This is a genomic window from Planctomycetia bacterium (assembly GCA_021413845.1).
Classification (GTDB): Bacteria; Planctomycetota; Planctomycetia; order Pirellulales; family PNKZ01; genus PNKZ01.
This window is the reverse complement of record JAIOPP010000075.1, coordinates 114,376-138,018: the sequence shown is the minus strand read 5'-3', so window position 1 is coordinate 138,018 and position 23,643 is coordinate 114,376. Positions and strand designations below refer to the sequence as shown.

Below are 23,643 nucleotides of genomic sequence, written 5' to 3'. Positions count from 1 at the left end.
TCCGATCCGACTTCGGTTTTGCAAGTGCTGCAAACCTTGATGTCGAGCCATTCCGACGTCCGACTTACGACCGATCCACAGACCGGCAAGCTCGTTGCATTGGCTCGTCCGACGCAGCACGCCACGATTCGGGCCGTGATCGAGCAGATGCAACGCGAAGCACGACAAGTCGAAGTCCTAAGGCTTCAGTTCGTCGATCCGCAGACCGCGGTCTCAGCGATCAATCGCCTGTTCGGCACCGGTGGCGAGGCGGCCGGTGCCGGTGCGCCGAAGGCCGAAGCAGACCCTCTCGCGCGGCAATTGATCGTCCGTGGTTCGGCGGCGCAGATCGCACAGATCCGAAGCTTGCTCATCAAAATGGGAGAACAAGCTTCCGACGGTGCCGCACGCACCACCGAGCGGACGAACGTCCGCATGTTGCCCCTTAGTTCGCGCAGTGCGCGTACCGCACTCGAACAACTCGAAGCGGTTTGGCCGACGATGCGGGCCAACAAGATTAAGGTCGTGAGCCCTTCGTCGAATATCCGCTCCAACTATCCGGCCGGATCAGCCGTGCCATCCGTTGCGCCGCCGGTTCCTGCCGCGGCACCGAGTCCGGAGGCACCCGCGAAATCGCCGGCGGCTCCGGCGGCTGAGGAGAAGCCTCGGACACCTCCCGAGAAAGCGGCATCGACCGGCGTGCGAGTACAAACCGTCGTGTTGCGGCGCACGCTTGCCGACGACACCGCCGCGGGCGCACCCGCGACGCAGCCGGCTCCCATCGTGGTGCCCGAAAAAGAGTTGCCGCCGATCGTCGTCGCTTCCGGGCCGAACGGCTTGATGATCGCCAGCGACGATCTCGACGCGCTCGATCAATTCGAATCTCTGCTCACGTCGCTCGCGAGTCGCGCTGCGACCGGCGGCAAAGAGTTTACCGTTTTCTATTTGCAGAACGCCGGCGCAGCCGCGGCGGCCGAAACGCTCGAAGCGGTTTTCGGTGCCGGAGGAAGCGGCAGCGGAGGAGGTTCGCTCCTCGGCGACATCGCGGGCATGGCGCTCGGCAACACCGGCGGTAACTTGGTGGGGGCGATGATGGGGGCCGGAGCGCCAGGCGGGGCTTCGACGATCACGGCAAGTTCGTCGGTGATGATCGTGCCCGACGCGCGGCTGAATGCGTTGATCGTGCAAGCGACTCCCGCCGACTTAGACTTGATCGAACAGTTGCTCAAGATCGTCGATCAACTCGACGTTCCCGAGTCGACCGTGAACCCTCGGCCGCGCTTGATTCCGATTCGCAATACCGGCGCGACGCAGATCGCCGATATTCTGCGCGAGGTCTATTCCGAACGGATGGCGGGAGCGAATCGTCAACGGCAGCCGACGCCTGAAGAGCTGATGCAAATGCTTCGCGGTGGGCGAGGCGGAGCGCAAGCCGGCGGTCGACGTAGCGGTGCCGAAACGCAAAAAATCTCGATCGGCATCGACACCCGCACCAATTCGCTGATCGTCTCGGCACCGCAAGCTTTGTACGAAGAGATCGAGCAGCTCGTGCAAACTCTCGACCATGCGACCAGCGAATCGAACACGGCGATTCGAGTCGTGACGCTCAAGCGGAGCAATCCGGCGACGGTGCAGAAGGCGCTGGCCGCGATCGTCGGCGATAAGGCCCGCACGACGGACAAACCGGCGGCGGCGACCTCAACGGCTAACGGCGCCTCCGATGCCTCGGGCCAGCGCCCGGCAGGCGGCAGCAATGATCCGATGCAGGAAATGATGCGGCAACGGATGGAGACGTTCAACAACATGCGGGGCGGCTTCGGCGGCGCAGGGGGTGGTGCCGGGCAAGGCAACTTCGGCGGCGGCCGGGGGGGCAATCAAAATCGAGGCGGCGGAGCCGGTGGCGCACGCGGACGCTAAGCGAGAACGCTAAACGGTTATTTCTCGCCCGTACATTCGCGTGGCGTAATGAGCCCGTCGCCGTTGCGGTCCCACCGCGCGAACTCGGCCGCCTTCGCATCGTCCCACGCCGCGGAAAACTCTCCCATCGCCACTTGCCCGTCGCCGTTCGTATCGCACCGTGTAAACCAATCGGGCAAGCCGTAGTTACTGAGGTGCGCCGCAAGCTCTTCTTTCGTGATCAAATCGTTGTTGTCTCGATCCGACTTCTTCGGCTCGCCGCGCATCTTGCTCCATTCGTCTTTCTGAAGCACGCCGTCTTTGTTCGCGTCGTACTGATTCAGCAATCCTTCGGCATACTTCGCCACGCGCTCATCGCTGCCGGCGGAAGTCTTCGGCGAAGAACTAACCGCTGCGGAAGAAGCCGGCGTGGAGATCGCAGTCGAAGAGTTCGTCGCGCCGCCGAAAGCGGGACGTCCCGCGCCCGGACCATTCGGCCCTCCTTGTCCACCTCCGTTTCGTTCGCGCAGGAGATGGCGTTCGGCGAGTTCGCTGCGTGAAAGCTTGCCGTCGCGATTCTTATCGCTCTCCTGTGGGTCGCCCCGCCATTGCCCGTTCTTGATTTCTTCGGCGTCGAGAATGCCGTCCTGATTTTTATCGTAGCGCTTCAATGAATCTTCCACGCGCTCGACGATCCGCGGCTCGTACTTCGCTTTGATCGTGTCCCAACTATCGACGCCGGAGACGGTGCCGAAGCCGGGAACCTTCGTCACAGTTTTCGTTTCCACACCGAAGCCGTTCGGCATAACGACCGCCGCCTTCGCGGTCGTCGGTTTTGCAGTCGAAGCCGGTTGCGGGCGACCCCCGTCGCGCGGCGGTCCCCCCTGCTGGAAGCGAGCCTGCATCAACTCGCGCAGCTTCGCGGCCGGAATCGGTTGCGAGAGATCAAGGCCGTTGTCGCGCGCAATGCCTTCCAAAAAGAATCGAGCGCGGCCTTGCATCTCTTCCGGATCGATCTGCCCGTTCTTGTTTTCATCGAGCCGCGAAATCATCTCCTCGGGATCGAACCCACGCCGCCGCTCTCCCCCTCGTTCGCTGCCGCCGGGGGGCTGCGCAAAAACGAGCGTTGAAGAAAGCCACGCAATAGCGGCAACACTCGCCGGCGCAGCAGCGAACCGTGCAAGCCGGCGAAAAGGAGTGCTATCGAACGAGTTCGGCATGTTGGGAGCCCGAAAAAGTCGAGCGGATCGAGGCGGATGCCATTATCATAAACGGATTCGGATGCCGCTCCTACACCGGAGCGGCAGGGTGGGCTCGTTTCTTGGGGCCATTGAATCGGTTGCCGCGGAAGTGGCGACTTTACGACGATCTCATGGAAATAGGAATCGCAAACCGAAACCCTACCGAACGCGTTTGGTTTAATCTCTTAAGGATCGCCGCGCGCCGGACAGGCCTCTGCAGATCGGCAATGCTAGGAACGTGGTTGAAAGAAACGACCAAGTAAACAACGGATAAAGGAATTTCTACGATGAAACGCTCGCTCTCGCTTTTTGGTTTCGCTTGCTTCGGACTTTTACTCGCAGGCGCGTTGGCCGACGTCGGCCTAGCTCAGCAACCGGAAGCCGGCCGCCAGCGCGGCGGATTCGGCGGCGGACGCGGATTCGGCGGGATCAATGAATCGGCATTGCTCGGCAACGAGAAGGTGCAAAAGGAACTCGAACTCATCGACGATCAAGTCAAACAGATCACGAAGCTACGTGAAGATTCGCAAGCTCAAGCGCGCGGACAGTTCGAAGGGATTCGCGACTTGCCTGAAGCCGAACGTCGCGCCAAGTTCGAAGAAATGCAAACGAAGCGGGAAGCGGCCCAGAAGGAGCTTCGCGGCAAGATCAACGAAGTGCTTCTGCCGAACCAACGAGACCGCCTTAAGGAACTCATGATCCAAGCCCAAGGCGCCGGCGCGCTCAGCAATGCGGAAACGGCCGACGCTCTGAAGTTGAGCGACGATCAAAAGAAGCAACTCGCCACGGTGCGCGAAGAGGCCGCCACGAAGATGCGCGAAGCAATGGGAGCCGGTCGGGGCGAAGGGCAAGGGCCAAGCGAAGAGGCGCGAGCCAAGTTCCAAGAAATGCGTAAGGAAATGAATGATAAGTTGCTCGCCGTCCTCTCCACCGAACAGCGTGCGCAATTCGAAAAGCTGAAAGGCGAGAAGGCGGACATCGACTTCACGCAATTGCGCGGTCCGGGCGGCCGAGGCGGGGCTCGCCCAGGCGCTGCACCGAATAACTAACCTTTCGTCGAAATGAAACCGCGGCGGCGCGATGCAAGCGCCGCCGCGGTGTTTATGAATCGTCCGTCGTTTCGCTTCTGCATTTCTATTTTTGACGTTGCTCCATGGAAGCAGGCGAAATACTCGTTCGCAACGGACTCCTAACCAAAGAACAATTGGTCAGGGTTCGTGCTTCCGCGGCCGAAGGTCGACGCGCCGATCAGATCGCCGTCGACCTCGGCTTGGTTAAGGAAGAAGTCGCGCTCCGCGCATTGGCCGACGCGGTCGGGCTTGAATTCATCGATCTCGCCGAAACTCCGGTCGACCTCACGCTTTTGCCCGGCTTTCCGGCGCGATTCATTCATCGCCAGTCGTTGTTCCCGGTACGTCGACACAACGGCACGCTCGTCGTCGCCACGAGCGACCCGTTCGATCTTTATCCGCTCGATGAACTCTCGTCGGGAATCGGTCTGACGATCGAGCCGGTGCTCGCCTCGCGCAAGGAACTCGCGAAGCTCATCAAGACGCATCTCGGCGTCGGAAGCGAGACGGTCGAAGGGTTGATCGCGCAATCCGCGGCCGCCGCGGACGGGGTCGAGCTCGTCGGCGAAATCGAAACGGACGGCTCCGAACTTTCCGAAATGGCGCAGGAAGCGTCGGTAGTTCGGCTCGTCAACGAGATCCTGCTCGAAGCGATCGAGGCCCGCGCGAGCGACGTTCACATCGAGTCGCAAGAATCCGGCTTGCGGGTTCGCTATCGCATCGACGGCCTACTGCAAAACCAGCCGATGCCGCCGGAGATCAGCCGTTTTCAAGCCGCGATCATCAGCCGGCTCAAGATCATGGCGCGGCTCAACATCGCCGAGAAGCGGTTGCCGCAAGACGGCCGGATCAAGCTGAAAGTGCGCGGTCGCGAGGTCGATGTGCGCGTATCGGTCATTCCGATGATCCACGGCGAAGGGATCGTGATGCGCTTGCTCGATAAAGGGCGCATGGAGTTCGAACTTCGCAAGCTCGGCATGGCCGAAGACCAACACAAAATCTTCCGCGAGCTGATTCGCCTGCCGCACGGCATCCTCCTCGTTACCGGACCGACGGGCTCCGGCAAGACGACGACCCTCTATAGCGCTCTCTTGGAGATTCGGGACGAAGAGACGAAGATCATCACGACGGAAGACCCCGTCGAATATCAACTCGACGGCATCAGTCAGATCCAAGTTCATCCGAAGATCGGCCTGTCGTTCGCCGCCGCGTTGCGCAGCATCTTACGACACGATCCGGATGTCGTGCTGATCGGCGAAATCCGCGATCTCGAAACGGCCGACAACGCGATTCAAGCCTCGCTCACGGGCCATCTCGTCTTCAGCACGTTGCACACCAACGACGCGGCCGGCGCTTACACGCGGCTGATCGATATGGGGGTTGAACCGTTTCTCGTAGCCGGCACGGTCGAGGCCGTGATGGCGCAGCGTTTAGTGCGCAAACTCTGCGGCGAATGCAAACGAGCTTATGAGCCCGACGTTGAAGAGTTGCCGCGAGATTTCCCGGTGGCACGGTGGCAGGCCGCGAAGTCGCCGCTCTATCAAAGCGTCGGTTGTCGGGCCTGCCGGCAAACGGGATTCGCCGGCCGACTAGGGCTGTTCGAGCTCATGGTCACGTCCGAACCGATTCGCCAACTCGCGCATGATCGCGTGAGCAGCTACAAGATCAAGCAAGCCGCGATCGGGGAAGGAATGCGCACGCTACGCGAAGACGGCTGGCTGAAAGTTCTCGAAGGACGCACGACGATCGAAGAGGTGGCGCGCGTGACCAAGGGAGAAGTGATCCGTTCGTAAAATCGATTTCGTAGCTTCAAGGATGCCGTCGCATCCGTTCTTTTCTCTTCCCTGCCCCGCTCATGCCTGAGTTTGCTTATATCGCGCGCGACATCGGTGGCCGGAAGGTGAGCGGTAAGGTTTCGGCAGGGACGCAGCAAGAAGCGATCGCGCAGCTCAGCGGCTTGCAGCTGTTTCCGGTGCAAGTCGAAGCGGAACGGCCTGCCGACGCGCGCGGCCGAACGAAGCGCGTCAAAGCGGCCTTGTTGACGACCCTCTTCGGGCAACTCGCTGATCTGCTCCGGAGCGGCGTTCCGCTATTACGAGCGCTCGAAGTGTTGCGGAAGCAGGCCTCGCACGCGGGGCTCATCGAGGTGCTGGAGCGCGTTCGCAGCGACGTCCAAGAGGGGAAGCCGCTCGCGGAGGCGATGGCGCGCCATCCGCGCGTGTTCGGCGAAATGTCCGTGAGCATGGTGCGCGCGGGAACCGAAGGTGGGTTTCTCGAAGAAGCGCTCGAGCGCGTCGCCGAGTTCACCGAGAAGCAAGACGAACTGCGAGGCCGTACGCAAGGAGCGCTCGCCTATCCCGTGTTCCTCGGCATCATCGGAACGCTGGTCGTAGCGGTGCTGCTGATCTTCTTCGTGCCGAAGTTCGAAGGGTTGTTCGCGCGTCTGCGCGAGCGAGGCGAACTTCCCGCACTCACCGACTGGCTGCTCGCGACCAGCAGCAAGCTCCAGACTTGGTGGTGGCTCTTGGCGATCGCCCTCATCGGCGGCGGCACCGCGGCCTGGAAGAAACTAAACACCGACGCCGGCCGGCTCTGGGCCGATCGCATGAAGCTCAAGGTTCCGCTGGCGGCGCCGATCTTCTTGAACCTCGCCGTGGCGAGATTTTGCCGTGTGCTGGGGACGATGCTGCAAAACGGCGTGCCGATTTTGCGCTCTCTGGAGATCAGCGCCTCGGCGGCGGGACACCGCGTGCTGGCCGACGCCGTCTCGCAAGCATCGCAAAACATTTCGGCAGGCCAGTCGCTCGCGCAGCCGCTCGCCGCGTGCGGGCACTTTCCGCCGACGGTCGTGGAAATGATCGCCGTGGCGGAAGAATCGGCTACGCTCGATACCGTGCTTATTCGCATCGCCGACGGCCTCGAACGCCGCACTTGGCGGCAACTCGACTTGTTGGTTCGATTGCTGGAGCCGCTGATGTTGCTGGTCTTAGCCTTGGTCGTGCTATTGTTAGCTGTCGCTCTGTTGCTCCCGGTGATTAAAATGAGTACCGCGATTTAAGCTTCCCGTTACCGAGTTCGTCGACATGCCGCTGGTCGGCACCTCGACGTTCGTCGCCCCCAATCGTTCGTCTTACGGAGTGTTCTCGATGTCTATGCATGTTCGCCTTCACCGTCGTCGCTCGCGCGCCGGTTTCACGCTCATGGAAGTGCTGCTTGTGCTCGCGATTCTCGTGATCCTCGGCTCACTCGTCGCAATGTCGTTCAAGAACGTCATCAGCGACTCCGACGTCAAGGCGACGAAGAGCCAGATCGGCTTGCTCGAAACGCCGATCAACACCTATTGGATGCACACGAAGCATTACCCCACCTCGTTGCAATCGCTGATCACGGCTCCTGCCGACGTCGATCCGACGAAATGGAAAGGCCCTTATCTCGATAAAGGCCTGCCGAAAGATCCCTGGGGAGGCGAATATAAGATCCGTGCCCCCGGCACTTACAACCCGACGAGTTTCGACGTTTGGTCCGCCGGTCCCGACGCCATCGACGGCACCGCCGACGACGTCGGCAACTGGGAACAAGCGGCTGTGAAGTAGCGCCGTAAGAAAATCATGCAGCCGCGCAAACGAAATTTTTCCGCCTCTCGCTCTGTGCGCAGCCGCGGCTTCACGCTCGTCGAAATCGGGCTCACCCTCGCATTGATGATCGTCGTAGGGGCGCTCGTGTGGCCGGCGCTCGATAAGCCGTTCGCAGCGGAGCGACTTCGTAAAGCAGCCGACCAACTTCGTGCCGATCTGACGCGCGGACGCGTCGCGGCGATGCGTAGCGGCAAGCTGCAAATGCTCAGCTTCGATTCTACAACCGGCCGCTATCGTATCGGGCCGGCCGATCAACCAGTGACGAGCCCGGAAGTTGCCGCTGCCGCTGCCGCCGTTGCGAGGACCTTGCCCGAAGGGATTCGGATTCAGCAAGTCGCGGCGATCGACGACGTAACTCCAGCCCCGCAACCGGCCGGTTTCTCGCAGCCGAGCACTCCCGCCGTTGCCGACGTACAATCGTCGACGACCATTTACTTCCATCCCGACGGCACCACTTCGAGCGCTCAGCTTACGCTCGTCAACGAACATACGATGTTTCTAAGACTGGAGCTGCGCGGGCTCACCGGCGCGACTCTCGTAAGCGAGCTAACGAGCGGGGAGCTTATGAACGGGGGGCAAGCCCCATGAAGCGCGCCTCGCGAAGCTCCGGATTCACGTTGCTCGAAGTGTTGTTGGCTCTGGCGATTCTCGTCGGCAGCTTGGCGACGATCGGCGTTCTCGCCGAGCAAGGGTTGAGCAGCGCGCATCGGGCCGCCGCAATCTCGAAGGCGCAGCTCCACTGTGAGAGCAAGCTCGCCGAAATCACGGCAGGCATCGTCGCACCGACAAACGTGACCGTTGTGCCGCTGGAAACCGACCCTGAGTGGTCGTATTCGGTCACCGCGACACCGAACGCAACCGACCCGACGTTGCTTTCCGTTCGGGTGACGCTCATCGAAAACATCCCGGCTACGCGGCGGCCGGTGGAGTTTTCTCTGGTCCGTTGGATCATCGATCCACTCACGACGACTGCGGGAGTCGGCGGCACGACGTCGACCTCGACGCCTACAGGCGGAGGATCGCAATGAATGCGTTCCGCTCCCGCCACAAACCCAAGCTTCAAACTCGACACGGCTACACGCTGCTGGAAGTTTTCTTGGTGCTCGTCATCACGGGCGTGTTGATCGCCGCGATCGCTTCGGCGTTGAACATCCATCTGCGCGTCGCCGAAGTCGGGCGGGCGGAAGTGGAGCAAGCGCAGTTGGCCCGCGCTTTATTGCGACGCATCGCCGACGACCTTCGCGGGGCGGTGCCGCACGTCGAGCCGGTTGCATCGAGCGCCGGTTCAACCGACGATGCCATCGCCGTAGCTGCCGCTTCGACAACGTCCACGTCGGGAGGCGTGAGTTCCGGATCGACCGGAGGCGCAGCTCCATCGAGCGGTTCGACCGGCGGGACTTCCTCCAATAGCTCCGGTGCGTCAGGCGTGCAAACTCTACAACCGCTCAAGACCTTGACGACTCTCAGCACGTTGAAGCCCAACTCGGCGTCATCGTCGACCACCGCAACATCCGGATCGATCTCAACGAGCGGAAGCACCTCCGGCAAGAATTCTTCCGGTAACTCCACGGAAACATCTGCCGCAGAGACCGAAGCGGAACCGTCGACAATTAAGCCGCCGGGAATTTACGGCGATCAATTTAGTTTGCAAGTCGATGTCAGTCGCTTGCCGAGCGCGAACGGCTCGGCGACGAATCTCGCAGGAGCCGCGACGGACGCTCCGGGCGATGTGAAAACCGTCGGCTACTTTCTCTCGTTGTCGCCCGCCGGCACAAGTGGAAGTGCAGCAAGCGGAACCACTGCTATGACCGGAATGGGACTCTATCGTCAAAGCTCCGATCGTGCCGCCGCAAGTTACGGCTCCGCAAGCGGCGGCGCAGTCGGAACCGGAAATGCTCAACTGCTCGCGGCAGAAGTCGCTGCGATCGAGTTTCGCTACTACGACGGCACGCAATGGCAAACCGTGTGGGACTCATCCGGCGGCACATTGCCGACCGCGGTGGAAATCCTGCTGACTCTTCATCCCCCCGAGATGCCGGCCGTCTCGTCCTCATCAATGCTCACGCAGCCGCAAACATACCGCTCGGTCGTAAGTATTCCGGCCGCACGAGCGTCGGCTTCTTCGTCTTCTACCGGTACCGACAGCTCTCAGTCGTCTTCCGTGGAGACCACGAAATGAACGACCATTCTTCGCGTAAGACGCGCCGCGGTATGGCGATCATCGTCGTGCTCGTCGTGGTTACGTTGCTCTCGTTCGCCGCTTATACCTTTGCCGATCTGATGTTCGCCGAGTATCAAGCGGCCGATGCCTTCGGACGCTCGGTGCAGGCTCGGCTGCTCTGCGAAAGCGGGGCCGAGAAGTTGCACTCGCTATTGAAACTCGACACCGCGATGCTCCGCGAAAAAGGCGGCCTTTACGACAATCCCGCTGAGTTGCGAGCCATTACCATCATCGACGATGCGCACCCCGCCGACCGAGCCCGCTTCTCGATCCTGGCTTCGACGCACACCGCAGGGAGCGAGACGTCGCTCCGTTATGGGCTCGAAGACGAATCCGCAAAGCTGAACCTCAATGCCCTGCTGACGCTCCATACCGACGAGACGAAACAACGAACGCGCCTGATGGCGGTGCCGGGTATGAGCGAAGAGATCGCCGATTCGATTCTCGACTGGCTCGATGATGACGACGAACCTCGCGAGTTCGGCGCAGAAGCGAGCTACTATTCGGGCCTTGCGCCGGCCTACGCTCCCAAAAACGGACCGCTCGATACGCTCGAAGAATTGTTGCTGGTTCAAGGCGTAACGCGGGCGCACCTGTTTGGGCTCGACGTCGATCGCAACGGCTTAGTCGATGCGGCAGAACGCGACGTGCTATTGCCCGAGAACGTCGACAACAACGATGGCTCGTTCGACCGCGGCTGGAACGGTTACCTCGCGTTGCACGGAGCCGAAGGAAATCGCCGGGCCGACGGCACCCCACGTATCAACATCAACGGCGACGATCTGGAGAAGATTTACGCCGATCTACAAGCGGCCGGCCAAGCCGATCTCGCGTCGTTCATCGTCACGTATCGTCAGAACGGCACGTACACCGGTAGCGGCGGCGCGAACACGAACCTTGCTACGGCTCCTCCTCCCGACTTCACGAAGACGGCCCGCTATCGATTCAAAACTCCGCTCGACCTCGTCGGTGCGACGACGAGCGCGACGGTGCAAGGGAACACGATCGCCGTGGTCTCGCCGGTGAAGAACGATCCGCTGCTGCTCGGACCGATGTTGCCGATTCTAATGGACTTACTTGCGACTACCGATGCGACCGTCGTTCCCGGTCGAATCAACATCAACCAAGCACCGCGAGCACTCCTGCAAGGCATTCCTGGGTTTACCGCGGAGCAGGTCGAGCAGATCGTGGCGATGCGTTATCCCGAGCCGACGGAACAGATGCCCGGCTCGGAATATCCGACGTGGTTGTTAAGCCGAAGCATCGTCACGCTCGATGAAATGAAAGCCTTGCTCCCCTACGTGACGGCCGCCGGGCATGTGTATCGAGCGCAAATCATCGGCTATTACGACGAAGGCGGGCCCGCGGCTCGCGTCGAAACCTTGATTGACGCTACCTCGACCGTCCCACGACGATTACTCTGGAGAGACCTGACGCATCTGGGCGTCGGCTTTTCGACGACGACCCTCGGCATCGCAGGCCCTTAACTTTCACGACGAATCCGCATGCCGCTTTTGATCGCGATCGACTGGGATGTGCGCGAGGCTCGCATCGCCGCGGGCACGTTGCGCGGCAAGCGGATGCGCATCGAGCATCTCTTCACGGTCGCTTGGCCGGGCACGACGACGTTTGATGTGCAAGCGACGAGCGAGCGCGCCGCGGCTTTGCAAGAGGCGTTTCGACTGCGCAATATCGGGCGCGGCGAGGCGATCGTCGCAATCGGACGAACGGCGGTCGAGTTGAAACAACTCGCACTCCCCCCTGCGCCGGACGACGAACTACCGGAGATGGTCCGTTTTCTTGCGCAGCGCGAGTTTCACGCGCTCGCGGCCGACGGCGCGCTCGACTATGTCCCCACTGCCGCAATAGCCGGCGAAGCTCGAAGCGTTTTGGCGGCGACCGTCGACGGCTCGGCGATGTCCCACATTGCGCAAGTTTGCGAACAAGCGGGCCTGCGTCTGAAGCGGCTTTTGCTTCGCCCGGCGGCAACGGCGTCGTTGGCTTTGCGGCGATTGCCGCACGACGACGTAGCGCGACTATTGGTCGAGCCGGCGGCGGACGAGGCCGAGGTCACGGCGCTCGTCGGACCGAACATCGTGCTGCTGCGAAGCGCACGCATGCCGGGCGATACGGCAGCGCCGGAATATGCCCGTGCATTGTCGAGCGAGCTTCGCCGCACGCTCGCGGCCGTGCATCATCAGTGGCCGGAACGGCGCGTGGAAAGGATCGAGCTTTGCGGCGCGGCCGACGATTGGGCCGCGACGGCAACGAAACTTGCGAGCGAGTTGGTCGTGGCGGTCGATTTAGTCGATCCCTGGAAACCGCTGCCGGAGCCGCTCGAATACGCGGCGACCGACGAGGCCGCGCATGGTCGCTTCGCCGCAGTGCTCGGCATGGCGGCCGATGAAGCGGAGGGAGTTCGTCCACGGTTCGACTTCGTGAACCCGCGCCGGGCCGCTCCACCTCCGAATCGTCGCAAGCAAGTTCTGATCGGCGCGTTCTGTGCGACATTGCTCTTCGCCGGGATTTGGCTCTTCGCCAAGAGCCGCTTAAACGGGCTCGACGAAGAAATCGTCGCCTTGAAGCGAACTTCGAGCGCGCTCGAAGCACCGGTGAAAACCGCAGCCGAGATCGAACGGAAAGCGACCGAGATCGAGCGCTGGTTGAAGTCTGACGTCGTGTGGCTTGCCGAGCTTGAACGGCTTTCGCGGCTCGCGCCCTCGGCCGAGCAACTACAACTCACGCAACTTCGCTTCACCGCGCATCCGCAAGGAGGCGAGTTGCAAATGTCCGGGCTGGTGAGCGATGCCGACGTCGTGGATGAGCTCGAACGGCGCTTGCGCGATGCACAGCATTCGATCGAAGGCAAAGGACGGCAGCACGATCCGCAAACAAGCCGCTACCCTTGGCGATTTAAGTCGAACCTGACGGTAAAGACCGATGCACAGGCAGCGAAGCCGGTGCAGGCGAATGCTCCTCCCATCGTGAAAGGGGGAGCTAATGGCTCTTGAACCTCGCGAGAAAAAGCTGGCCGCGGTCGTCGCCGCGCTGGGGCTCGTCACCGTCGCATGGCTCGGTCGTCAATCGTTCGACGAGGCGATGCAGTTGCGCCGCGGGCAAATCGAATCGCTCACGAAGGAAGTACAAAAGAAGCGCCTCTTCATCGCTCGAGCCGGACTCGACAACGAACGGCTGGCCACGTGGGAAGAGAAATCTTTACCGCGCGATGCGGAGTTGGCACGTTCGTTGTATCAGAACTGGCTGGTCGGTACGGTCGACCGCGCGCAGTTGACGCAGGTCAACGTAGAGCCCGGCCGAAGCACGCAGTTGCGCGGCATTTATACGAAGCTGCCGTTTACGCTTCGTGCCCGAGGGACGCTCGCCCAAGTAGCTGCTTGGCTCGCTACTTTTTATCGGGCCGATCATCTGCATCAACTGCGCGACGTCTCGCTCCAGCCTGCGCTCGACGGCGGTGGAGTACAACTCACGGCCGGCATCGAAGCGCTCGCCGTCGACGACGCGACCCGAGCCGATACTTTGAACACAACGACAGGCTCTAAGCTCGACGAAGCCCGCGGGACGGAACTCGCTCAAGCGATCGTCGCGCGTAACGTATTTGCGCCGTATGTTCCTCCACCGCCTGCCGTTCCGCCGAAGATCGCCGTTGAAGCGATTCCTCCTGCCCCGCCGGCGTTCGATCCGGCGAAGTTCACATTTCTGACGTCGATCATTTTCGTCGACTTCAAACCCCAGGCTTGGCTCAACGTTCGCCCGACGAATCAATTGTTGAAGCTCTCCGTCGGCGATGCGGTCGAAGTCGGGCAATTCTCCGGCAAGCTCGTGCGCATCGGCGATCAAGAAATCGAAATCGATTCGGCCGGAAAACGCCGCATCGTCAGTCTCGGAAAATCGCTCGGGCAAGCGGTCGAGTTGCCGGCAGCGCCGTTATAAGAATTCCGCATATTCGCCGGCGAGCGCTGCGTTGCCGGCATGCAACGGTGAGCGGATTCTCAAAGTCGCGAGAATCTCTCAAGCTTCCCGCAAGCCGGGCCGATAGAAGCCGTGTCGCGAAGTATGCGCCGGCATACTTGCGTACGGCAGTCGAACTGGCGGGGGGGCAAATCCCGCTCAGCGACGCTCGAAGTGAATTTCGCGACCGCCAATCAACGATCTAGCGCGCAGCACCATCTCACACGATGGTTGCCGGTGCTATTGTGGCTCGCGCATATCGCGCTGCCGGCGGCGCAAGCGCAGTCGACGCCTTCCGCGATCGTCGGAACGTATGAAGCCTATGCGTTGCGGAACGTGCGCGCCGAGGAAATACGGGCGCAACTCGAATCGCTTCTTTCCGGAAGCGGCGAGCGTTTCGAGATCGTCGTCGATGCGAACACGAATCGTCTCCTGATCCGCGGCTCGCCGCAAACTCAAAACCTCGCGGCACAAGCCGTCGCTAATCTCGACCGTGCGACAGTCGCCGCCGCCTCGACACCGGCCGTCGCCCCGTCGATGCGCTCGTACTTATTGCCCGGCATCGCTCCGGAAACGCTGGCCGAGGAGCTACGTCGCCGTTATGCCGCAGGCGCGACTCGCATCGCAGCCGATGCGCGCACCGGCCAGGTGCTCGTCGTTGCCGACGAAGCAACGCAACAACAGATCGCAAACTTCGTGGATGCGCAACTGCAGCCGGTGGCGACACCGCCGATCGCCATGCAACCTCAGGGCGTTCCCGAACTCACCGCGGCGAACGCTCTAAGCGTCACGCTACGCTCAATTGAATGGCCGACGCTTGAAGCTCAGATTCGGCGTCTCTACGGTGTGCGCCTCTCGACCACGACCACTGAAGGAGATGGACGGGTTCGCCTACGATTGGCGCTCAAGGAGGCGGAGCCGCTGGAAATCGTCTACGATCCGGCGCGCCGCTCGATCGAGTTCGTCGGAGACGAGCGTCGTGCGACCGCGGCTGCGAAACTGATCGCCGCTTTCGATCGGAAAGCCGAAGAAGCTCCTAAGCATGTCGTCCCCTATCGCGCTGCCGATCAAGAGTCGTTGCGGCAAGCGATGACCGTGTCGCACCGGATCGCTGCGAAACCGGACACCGATCGCGAGAGCGAGCGAGGAGCGTTACCGGAAACGATGCCGCTCATGGCGCAGGTTTTCCAGCCTCGTAATCCCAATCAGGCGAACAACGCTCAAGTGCCCGCAGGTGCCGTCGCGCCGCCGATTCCCGCCGCCGCGGCGCAAGCTCAGGCCGTAAATCCACCGACGAATCAAGACACACCGAATCAAGGTATTCCGAATCGCAATGCAGCAACGGTCGCCGCCGACGTACAAGCGGCGCTCGGCACGAACACCGGACTCGTCGGGCCCGTGCAGATCGAATTCCTCGAGGGGCTCGACGTGCTCGTCGTGAGCGGCAACGATCGCGATGTCGAGCGCGTCTTGAAGATCATCGAAGATATCGAACGCCTCAGCGTCGACACGAAGCCGACGATCGAGATCGTGCCGCTCGCGCATGTTTCGGGCGAAGCGCTCACCGGCGTCGTGACGCAAATCTACGATGCCGTTCTTTCGCCCCGACAGGGGAAAGTGAGCATTACGGCGCTCGTGAAGCCGAACGCACTGTTGCTGATCGGTCGCGCCGAGAGCGTGCAAGCGGTGCAAGAGCTTGTGAAGAAGCTCGATCAACCGGTCGATCCCGCTTCGCAATTCGCCGTGTATCCGTTGAAGCATGCCACGGCCACGGCCGTGCAAACGACGTTGCAAAGCTTCTTCGTCGACCGGCCGGGCCTCTCGACGAAAATCCAGATCACGGCCGACGTGCGGAGCAATTCCCTGATCGTGCGCGGCGGCCCTCGCGATTTGATCGAAGCCGGTGAGCTTATTAAGCGGCTCGACGTCACGACGGGCGAAGCGGAAAACGAACTCCGTGTGTTTCATCTCGACAACGCTCTGGCCGACGAACTTGCGCCGGTATTGCAAGAGTCGGTCAACGCGCAACTCGGCACGACCGGCAACACGCCGGCAGGAGCTATCGCCGGGGCACTCGGCGGCGCAGGAGCACAACCGGGAGCGAATGCCGCGACCGCGCCGGGACCACGCTCGGCCGCATTGCGGTTCAGCACTATCGACTCGCAAGGGCACAAGCAATATCGCTCGGGCATTCTCACCGAAGTCCGGATCACGGCCGATGCGCGAGCCAACTCGCTCGTCGTTTCCGCTCCGGCCGAAGCGATGGATTTGATCGCCGCGCTCGTACGTCAGCTCGACGCTACGCCCGCGGCTCGGGCTCAAATCAAGGTCTTTACGATCGTCAACGGCGATGCCACGCGGCTCGTCGAAATGCTCAATGCCTTGTTCGGGCTGCAAACGCAAACGGCCGGCGGCTTCGGTGCGCAAGGAGCCCAATCGCAACAAGGAACGGCGAACTTGCTCGTTCGGTTGCGGTTCTCCGTCGATCAACGGACCAACAGCATCATCGCTTCCGGCAGTGCCGACGATCTCACCGTCGTCGAAGCGATTCTTCTACGGCTCGACGACAGCGACATTCGTCAACGCCAGAGCACGGTCTACCGCTTGAAGAACGCACCGGCTGCGGACGTCGCTCAGGCGATCAACCAGTTTCTCCGAAGCGAGCGCGACGTGCAGCAAGTATCGTCGGGCTTGCTGAGCCCTTTCGAGCAGATCGAGCGCGAAGTGGTCGTCGTGCCGGAACCGGTGAGCAACAGCCTGATCGTGAGTTCGACTCCGCGCTACTTCGAAGAGATTCGCAAGGTTGTGGAGCAGATCGACGCACGACCGCCGATGGTGATGATTCAAGTGCTCATCGCCGAAGTGGCGCTCAACAATACCGACGAGTTCGGCATCGAGCTCGGCTTACAAGATTCGATTTTGTTCGACCGCAGCCTGCTCGGCGATCTCGTCACCGTTACGAACTCGACGCAGCAAGCCGTCCCCGGCGGCGGTACGATCACGACGCAGAATCAGAACGTCGTCGCGGCGACGAACAATCCCGGCTACGCATTCAATAATGCCCCACTCGGCAACAGCGGCAGCAACAAGGCGCTAGCCAATTCCGGCCGACTCGGCGCGCAAGGGCTTTCGAATTTCGCGGTCGGACGCACGAACGCCGATCTCGGCTTCGGCGGTCTCGTATTGTCGGCGAGCAGCGAAAGCGTGAGCGTGTTGATTCGCGCACTACAGGAAAGTCGTCGGCTCGACGTGCTCAGTCGTCCGCAAGTGATGACGCTCGACAACCAAGCCGCATTCGTGCAAGTCGGCTCGCGCGTGCCGCGTGTGCAAGGAGTGACCATCAACACGACCGGGCAAGTCAACAACGTGGTCGATGTGAACGTCGGGCTGATCCTCGGAGTGACGCCGAGAATCAGCCCCGATGGCTTAGTGGTGATGGAAATCGACGCCGAGAAATCGGCTCTTGGGCCTGAAGCGGAAGGTGTACCGATTTCCGTTTCGACGACCGGTGAAGTCGTGCGTCAACCGGTCATCAATACGACGACCGCGCAAACGACCGTCAGCGCGATGAACGGCCAAACCGTGGTGCTCGGCGGTTTGATTACGAAGGCGAAGTCGCAAGTGCATCGCCGCGTACCGGTGTTGTCGTCGATTCCGATTCTCGGCAATCTATTCCGTTACGACAACATCACGAGCGAACGGACCGAACTTCTGATCATCATGACGCCGCACGTCGTTCGCACCGAGCAAGATGCGGCTCGATTGCGGCAGATCGAATCGGCACGGATGTCGTGGTGCTTGGGAGACGTGAAGGCACTCTACGGCAACAACGGCCTGCAAACACGCAACGATCTTTGGGCCGACGAAGAGACGATGGTGATCTATCCCGACGAATCGCCGCACGGCACGCCGATTCCGCATCCTGCCGTCGAACTTCCGGCTCCCAACAACGGCGCGACTCCCCCTGCGACACTCGATGAAAAGCCGATCGTCGTTCCGATGAAGACTCCGCCGCCGACCGACGGTAGCCTCGCACCGGCTCCGCGCTGGCCCGTGCAAAACGTCGCACCTCCGAGCGAAGCCGCACCGAATGAAGCGGGCTCGCAATCCGGCGTCGTGCAAGTTCAGTACGCCGCTCCGATCGAACCACCGCGGCAACCATAAAGGAATCGGAACTTGAAGAGCGTGAATGTCGACTGGCCGGTCTTCGGAACTGCGATTGCCGCATGCCTCGCGGCGCTCCTTGCGTTCGGCGGCTGCGCGAAATTCGATCTCGACAAGTTCGACATGCGCAAGAATATTCCTTGGGGTGCCGGACGTGACGGCGAGCTCAAAGCGCCAATGAAGGTCGTGGCCGTGTGGACCGATACGGTGCTGACCGAAGGAATGAAGCCGGCAACGCGCGGGTTCGGCGGTCGACTGATGTTCTACGATGTCGAAGGAGGAAAGCCGATCCAAGTACGCGGCTCGTTGATGGTCTACGCCTTCGACGAGACCGGGCGGGACGTCGAAAACACGAAGCCCGACCGGAAGTTCGTCTTCACGACCGAGCAGTTCGAGAAGCACTACAGCAAGTCGTCGCTCGGGCATTCCTATAGCGTGTGGCTGCCGTGGGATGCCGCCGGTGGACCGCTTAAAGAGATCAGCTTGCTAGTCCGCTTTACTCCGGACAACGGACCGGTCGTAATCGGCGATGCGGCACGTCAGCATCTCCCCGGCTCAAGGACGAGCGATCCGACGAAGTATCCCGATCCGCCGGTTGCGCAACGGCCGCTCCCGAGCGCTCCAGCCGATGGCGTACAACTCGTCGCCTATGATGCTCCGGCGATGGATCCGACTGCCGCGGCGAACTCAAGCAACCCGCCGCGACGAATGAGCACCACGACGATCTCGCTCCCCACAGGGACCGACGCTCTGCGACGGACCGGCTTCGCACAACCGACGCAACCGGGCTTTGGAGCGACTACGGAGCCGGCGGCACCAAACGCAAGCTATTCGAGCCGGTACTCGACGGCGCCGACTTCATCGTCGGGCTTTGCGGGCTCAGCGGCTGGATCGACGGCGCCTGCTGCGTCGGCAGGTTCTCCCTCTGGATCACCTGCAGCTCATTTCGAACCGACCCGACGCCGGCCTCTAGGAGCGCCACTTGCTCGGCTAGAACGCGGTCGTGTTCCGTGGCAACATTCCCTCGAAGCACCGCCGTCGTCCCTTCCAAATTCACAATGACGCGCCCACGTAGGCCGGGCCGCGACGACTTGGTGAACCGATTCTGCAAGACGGTGCCGGCTTCGTCGGATCCCGCAGTGCGATAATCGAAGCCGACGCTCACGGCCACGCGCGGCTGGACACGCCGCGCACCAAGGCCGAGGTTGCCCGTCGTGCGGTTCGGGTTCGCCGCGTTGTTGTTCCGTTGCGGGCCGAGCTGGTTTTGCGAAGCCATCGAAGAGAGTTGGCTCATCAAGTTCGACGTGTCGGCATTGTCTGCCCCGACGAATTGTCCCGGCCTGCGGCTGCCGCGCACGAAGCGTTCGTTGCCTGAAACTTGCCCGGCGGTGTTGTCGCCGCGGGTCGTCATTCCTGCGACGCCCCCCATGCCGGCACCGAGCCCGTTGCTGCCGCCGGGGGCGAAGCCGCTTGCGGTTGGCGAGAAACTCGAACCAAGTGAACGCGCGCCGAAAGCGCCGCTGCTTCCCGAACTCGCGCTCTGCTGAGCTTCGGCGAACGAGCCGCAGCAGAGAGGCGCGACGTAGGCCAGGGCTGCCGCAACGAGCTTCGTCGATCGATTCATCGCTGCGCCTTTCGTCATTCTCTAGCGACTAAGTGACTCGATTGAGTTTCAGTATACTACAATCGCTACGACCGTAAAAGTTTGCCGTTTACTCGGACTTATGCGAGCGCCTATCTCATGTATCGGACAGTCGTTCGCCGAATCTCGGCTTTCTATTTTTGCCTTGTCGCCGCCATGCTCGGCGTATCGCTGGAGCCTGTACGCGCGAAAGCCGCTGAGGATGTAACGCGTGGGGCAACGAAGCGGGTCGAGTTCGCTCGCATGTTGCCGCCGGAAACGCTCGCTTACGTTCGCGCTCCGGACGCTTCACTGGTTCGCGAAGAGTGGTGGAAGACCTCGATCGGAAGAATGGCGCAAGACCCGCAATTCAAGCCGCTGCTGGATCAAGCGTTCGCGGCGGTGGAAAAGGCGTTCGAGCCGGTGAAGGAACGGCTCGGCTTATCGTTGGCCGAGTTGCTAGGGCTCTCGCACGGCGAATGCGGCGTTGCGATCGTCGGCGTCGATGGTGCGTCCCCCGCTCTATTGTTTCTTATGGAAGTGCCTGAGGGAGATCGGAGCGTTGCGACGCTTCTCGAGCGCGGCCGAGCGACGGCGCTCGCGGCCGGATGGATTGAAGAGTCGGAGTCGGTCGGGGATCTGAAGTTGAATGTTTTTCGATCCGGGGCCGGACGCGCTCAGCGAGTGCTCTATCTTCGTCGCGAAGGAGTGTTGGTGATCGGCACCGATCTCGATGTCGTCAAGCGAATCGTGGCGATCTGGAACGGGACAACTGCCTCGAACGGTGCGACACCGGCAAACTACGACTCGCAACAACACCGCGGCGCAAGTCGGCCTTACCTTATTGCCGGCACTCGGGCTCGATGGGCTCACGGCTGCCGGCGGAAGCCTGACATTTAATCGAGGTGCGTTCGAGACGATCCTACAGGGCTACTTGCTGCTGGATGTGCCGCGCTCAGGAGTTTTGGAACTCATCGCCTTGCAGCCGACGAAGACCGAGCCCGAGCCGTGGGTGTGCGACACCGTGGCGAGCTACGCGACGTTCGCTTGGGACGTCGACCGAACGTATCACAAGCTGCGCACGATCGTCGACAGCTTCAGCGGCGGGGGAACGTTTCAAGGTCGAGTGCGCGATCCGTTGTTGAAGCAGACCGACATCGACTTGGAGGCGGAACTTCTGCCGGAACTCGAAGGTCGCATCAGCTTCCTGCTTTCGATCGAAGAGCCTGTGAGCATGCAAAGCCGAGCGCAACTCGTCGGCGTGCATTTGAAAGACGGTAAGAAGTTCTTGCCGATATTGAAAAAGATGACGACGAAACTGCAAGACAAGTTGGCGACGCGCAGCTACGCCGGAACGACGTATTACCAAGATGCGACTTTGCGACGCAATGAAACGGAAGCCGATGCCGCACTTCGCCCCCGAGCCTCGTTCTGTCTGCTCGGCGATTGCCTCTTGATCGCCGATCGCGCGAGTGTCTTAGAGAAGGCGATCGCGACGGCCGGCGACGAGGCGCATCGCCTGGCGTCGTCTTTGGAATATAAGTTGATCGCAGGAAAGGCGAAGCGCTACGCCGGCGATCAAGGGCCGGGTTACTTTGCATTTTCACGGCCCGACGAAGAACTGCGGTTCGTGCATGGCCTCGCATTCAACGAGCGTATCCGAGAGCAGATGGCCCGCGGCGGCGAACGGAATCCGCTACTCAAAGATTTGAACCAAGCACTTGCCGACCGCCCTTTGCCGCCGATCGAGACGCTGCAAAAGTATTTCGCTCCGGGCGGAACGATCGTCGTCGACGAACCGACGGGGATCCGGTTTCTGTCGTTCGGTCTGCGGCGCGACGGAGCGCGCTAAGGAGCGGAAAGCGGCGGTGAGTTGCTCGGGGCGGGCGTGCCGGTCGGTGTTGCCTTCGGCACGGTGTTACCGAGCGGCACTGCGCTGCCGATGGACGAAGCGTTGCCGATCGCCGCCGCGGTGAGTTCCGAAAGGAATCGCTCGATTCGCAGTTGGGCGTCTTGGTGCTGTCGAACCAGGAGCCGGCCTGAGAGAGCGTCGTAGTAGAGAACTCCTTCGCCTCCGGTTTCACGCCAACCGGCGTCGGCGAATTGCGTTTTCAATTGTTCGATCAACACGACGGGGGCGATGCCGGCCGTCGTCAGAGGCTTGAGATCGTGGAACTCGACATAGCCACGGCGTTTGAGCGATTCGCGCGTCGTGATCTCGAAGGTCTTGTCATCGATGATTCGCCAGGCCCAATCGCGCGGCTCGCACAACGCGGAGAAAACTTGCGCGAGCGGATATTTATCGGCCGCGATGCCGATCTTCGCATCGGGAAGAAAACCATGGTCGGCGAGCGCTATGAAATCGACGGTGATGATCACGTCGGCACTCTTCTCCAAATGGGCCAGCACTCCGGCGAGCGGCACGCCCGGCCGAAAGTTCATCGTCACGAGTTTATCCAGCGTTTTCTTCGCTTGCGCCGCACGCGACTCCAAACTCGGCGGCGAACCGGTCGGCCGCTTGCCGCACGCCGTCGTGAGGCGATCGAGAAACAAGGTCAGCTCGCCGGGCATCAGCGCAGCTTGAACATCCGTCGAACCGGTTGCGACGAGTTGATCGGCCTCGACCTTGAGCGTTCCCGTGCCGCCGGACGAGTCCCAGACAGAGGGCTCGACGAAAGCGCGAACGAGCGTCAACAGCTTCTCCGTCTGCCCCGCATCGCCGGCCGTCAGAACTCCGAGCGGATAGCGCAAGTCATTCGGCCGCGCACCGTTCGACAAAGGACGAACCGATACGTTGCTGCCGACGACTTGATATGTGCCGTGGACCGGTTCGAGGATCTTCTTTAATGCTTCGGCATACGACACATCACGCAGCTTGAGCGTCACCTGCTCGGAAAGCTTGAGAGACGCCGGAGCAAGCGTATCCCAGTCGTATCGGATGCCGACTCCGGCCAATCGGCCGACGACGTCGAGCGCGTTCTTGCGTGTCGTTCCGGACAGATCGATCACGGGAGCTTTCATCGCCAACCGAGCTTCCGTTTCCGGTAGGGGAACCGCTACGAGAGGCTTCGTCCCTTTTGCAATGGGAGTCGCACTAGGGACCGGCAGCGGCGGTATCTTCGACGGCGGATCGATACGTGCGAGGGCCGTTGCAGAGGGCGTCGCAGTCGGTGTCGCGAGCGGCACGGGAGGCGGAGGCGATGTAGCGCTCGGCACGGGAACGACCGGTGCCGAGGACGTCGGTGTCGGCACGGGCAACGAAGCCGATGGAACCGGCGCGGGAGGCGACGAAATCGCCGCGGCCGTTGCGGTGGGAATTACCTTCGGCGTGGGACTCGGCAACGGCGCAGGGGGCGCGACTTCCGGAGCCTTAGTATTGCTCGCGGTCGGTTCCTCCGTCGGCTTGCGGAAACCGAACCAAAGCCCTAATACCAAGAGTGCCGCTCCGGCGCACGCTCCGCCGACGAGCAGTAACTTGCGCTGCGACCGTTCGCGCTCGGCGGAAAGCCGCATCGCTTCGGCGAGCGGATCGTCGTCGAGGACCGGTTCGGCGATGCCGACATAACCTTCGGTCGGCGTCACGGCGGCGGCAGGCACCGGAGGTTCTAGGCGATCCGTCGTTGTGGGTCTCGCCTGGGGTTTCGCTTCCGGCTCAGGTTTGCCGGCCGGCGGCTTCCAACCCATCGGCGGAGAGATCTCGACCATACCGCCGCAGCGCGGGCAAGCGAGCACTTGTCCGATCGCCGACATACTCCGAACCTTGATCTTGGCTCGGCACGTGATGCAGGCTACGGAAAACAATTCCACGATGCACGCCTCGAAGTCCGACTCAAAGAACGGGTCGCGC

Annotated in this window: 17 protein-coding genes; 14 read left to right on the top strand and 3 right to left on the bottom strand. The window is 61.7% G+C overall.

Annotation, left to right across the window (positions count from 1 at the left end; all coding sequences use genetic code 11):
* A partial coding sequence (locus K8U03_13905; GenBank protein ID MCE9605985.1) for a hypothetical protein occupies positions 1-1,896 on the top strand: 1,896 nt, incomplete at its 5' end.
* Positions 1,897-1,913: 17 nt separating this feature from the next.
* Here the strand turns inward: K8U03_13905 and K8U03_13900 are convergent.
* Positions 1,914-3,095: a hypothetical protein gene (locus K8U03_13900; GenBank protein MCE9605984.1), complete on the bottom strand. Its 1,182-nt coding sequence runs from the start codon at positions 3,093-3,095 to the stop codon at positions 1,914-1,916.
* A 308-nt stretch (positions 3,096-3,403) separates the two neighbouring features.
* On the opposite strand from K8U03_13900, the gene K8U03_13895 reads away from it, so the two are divergent.
* The 11 genes from K8U03_13895 to K8U03_13845 all read left to right on the top strand — a co-directional run bounded on the left by K8U03_13895 (position 3,404) and on the right by K8U03_13845 (position 18,175).
* Positions 3,404-4,165: a hypothetical protein gene (locus K8U03_13895; GenBank protein ID MCE9605983.1), complete on the top strand. Its 762-nt coding sequence runs from the start codon at positions 3,404-3,406 to the stop codon at positions 4,163-4,165.
* Positions 4,166-4,269: 104 nt separating this feature from the next.
* The gene (tadA, locus tag K8U03_13890) at positions 4,270-5,979 is read left to right on the top strand and encodes a Flp pilus assembly complex ATPase component TadA (protein MCE9605982.1); all 1,710 of its coding nucleotides are present in this window, start codon (positions 4,270-4,272) and stop codon (positions 5,977-5,979) included.
* 62 nt (positions 5,980-6,041) lie between these two features.
* Positions 6,042-7,244, top strand: coding sequence for a type II secretion system F family protein (locus K8U03_13885; GenBank protein ID MCE9605981.1), 1,203 nt, complete (start codon positions 6,042-6,044; stop codon positions 7,242-7,244).
* Positions 7,245-7,332: 88 nt separating this feature from the next.
* Positions 7,333-7,779, top strand: a complete 447-nt coding sequence (gene gspG / locus K8U03_13880; GenBank protein MCE9605980.1) for a type II secretion system major pseudopilin GspG — start codon at positions 7,333-7,335, stop codon at positions 7,777-7,779.
* 54 nt (positions 7,780-7,833) lie between these two features.
* Positions 7,834-8,409, top strand: coding sequence for a prepilin-type N-terminal cleavage/methylation domain-containing protein (locus K8U03_13875; protein MCE9605979.1), 576 nt, complete (start codon positions 7,834-7,836; stop codon positions 8,407-8,409).
* Positions 8,406-8,849 (top strand): prepilin-type N-terminal cleavage/methylation domain-containing protein, encoded by a 444-nt coding sequence (locus K8U03_13870; protein MCE9605978.1) that lies wholly within the window; start codon positions 8,406-8,408, stop codon positions 8,847-8,849. The genes K8U03_13875 and K8U03_13870 overlap by 4 nt, the downstream gene beginning before the upstream one ends.
* The gene (locus K8U03_13865; GenBank protein MCE9605977.1) at positions 8,846-10,000 is read left to right on the top strand and encodes a GspJ family type II secretion system protein; all 1,155 of its coding nucleotides are present in this window, start codon (positions 8,846-8,848) and stop codon (positions 9,998-10,000) included. The genes K8U03_13870 and K8U03_13865 overlap by 4 nt, the downstream gene beginning before the upstream one ends.
* Positions 9,997-11,529: a general secretion pathway protein GspK gene (locus K8U03_13860; GenBank protein ID MCE9605976.1), complete on the top strand. Its 1,533-nt coding sequence runs from the start codon at positions 9,997-9,999 to the stop codon at positions 11,527-11,529. Before K8U03_13865 ends, K8U03_13860 begins: the two co-directional genes overlap by 4 nt.
* 18 nt (positions 11,530-11,547) lie before the next feature.
* Positions 11,548-13,053, top strand: a complete 1,506-nt coding sequence (locus K8U03_13855) for a hypothetical protein (GenBank protein MCE9605975.1) — start codon at positions 11,548-11,550, stop codon at positions 13,051-13,053.
* A complete protein-coding gene (locus K8U03_13850) occupies positions 13,043-13,993 on the top strand; it encodes a hypothetical protein (protein ID MCE9605974.1) in 951 nt (316 codons plus the stop codon). Before K8U03_13855 ends, K8U03_13850 begins: the two co-directional genes overlap by 11 nt.
* 255 nt (positions 13,994-14,248) lie before the next feature.
* Positions 14,249-18,175: a hypothetical protein gene (locus K8U03_13845; protein MCE9605973.1), complete on the top strand. Its 3,927-nt coding sequence runs from the start codon at positions 14,249-14,251 to the stop codon at positions 18,173-18,175.
* Between the two features lie 799 nt (positions 18,176-18,974).
* Here the strand turns inward: K8U03_13845 and K8U03_13840 are convergent.
* Positions 18,975-19,799 (bottom strand): BON domain-containing protein, encoded by an 825-nt coding sequence (locus K8U03_13840; protein ID MCE9605972.1) that lies wholly within the window; start codon positions 19,797-19,799, stop codon positions 18,975-18,977.
* 117 nt (positions 19,800-19,916) lie between these two features.
* On the opposite strand from K8U03_13840, the gene K8U03_13835 reads away from it, so the two are divergent.
* A complete protein-coding gene (locus K8U03_13835; GenBank protein MCE9605971.1) occupies positions 19,917-20,696 on the top strand; it encodes a hypothetical protein in 780 nt (259 codons plus the stop codon).
* Positions 20,581-21,648, top strand: a complete 1,068-nt coding sequence (locus K8U03_13830) for a hypothetical protein (GenBank protein MCE9605970.1) — start codon at positions 20,581-20,583, stop codon at positions 21,646-21,648. The genes K8U03_13835 and K8U03_13830 overlap by 116 nt, the downstream gene beginning before the upstream one ends.
* Here K8U03_13830 and K8U03_13825 read toward each other — a convergent pair.
* Entirely contained in the window at positions 21,645-23,603 is a 1,959-nt protein-coding gene (locus K8U03_13825) for a hypothetical protein (protein MCE9605969.1), read from the bottom strand. The two genes, K8U03_13830 and K8U03_13825, sit on opposite strands and share 4 nt — an antisense overlap.
* Positions 23,604-23,643: the final 40 nt, after the last annotated feature.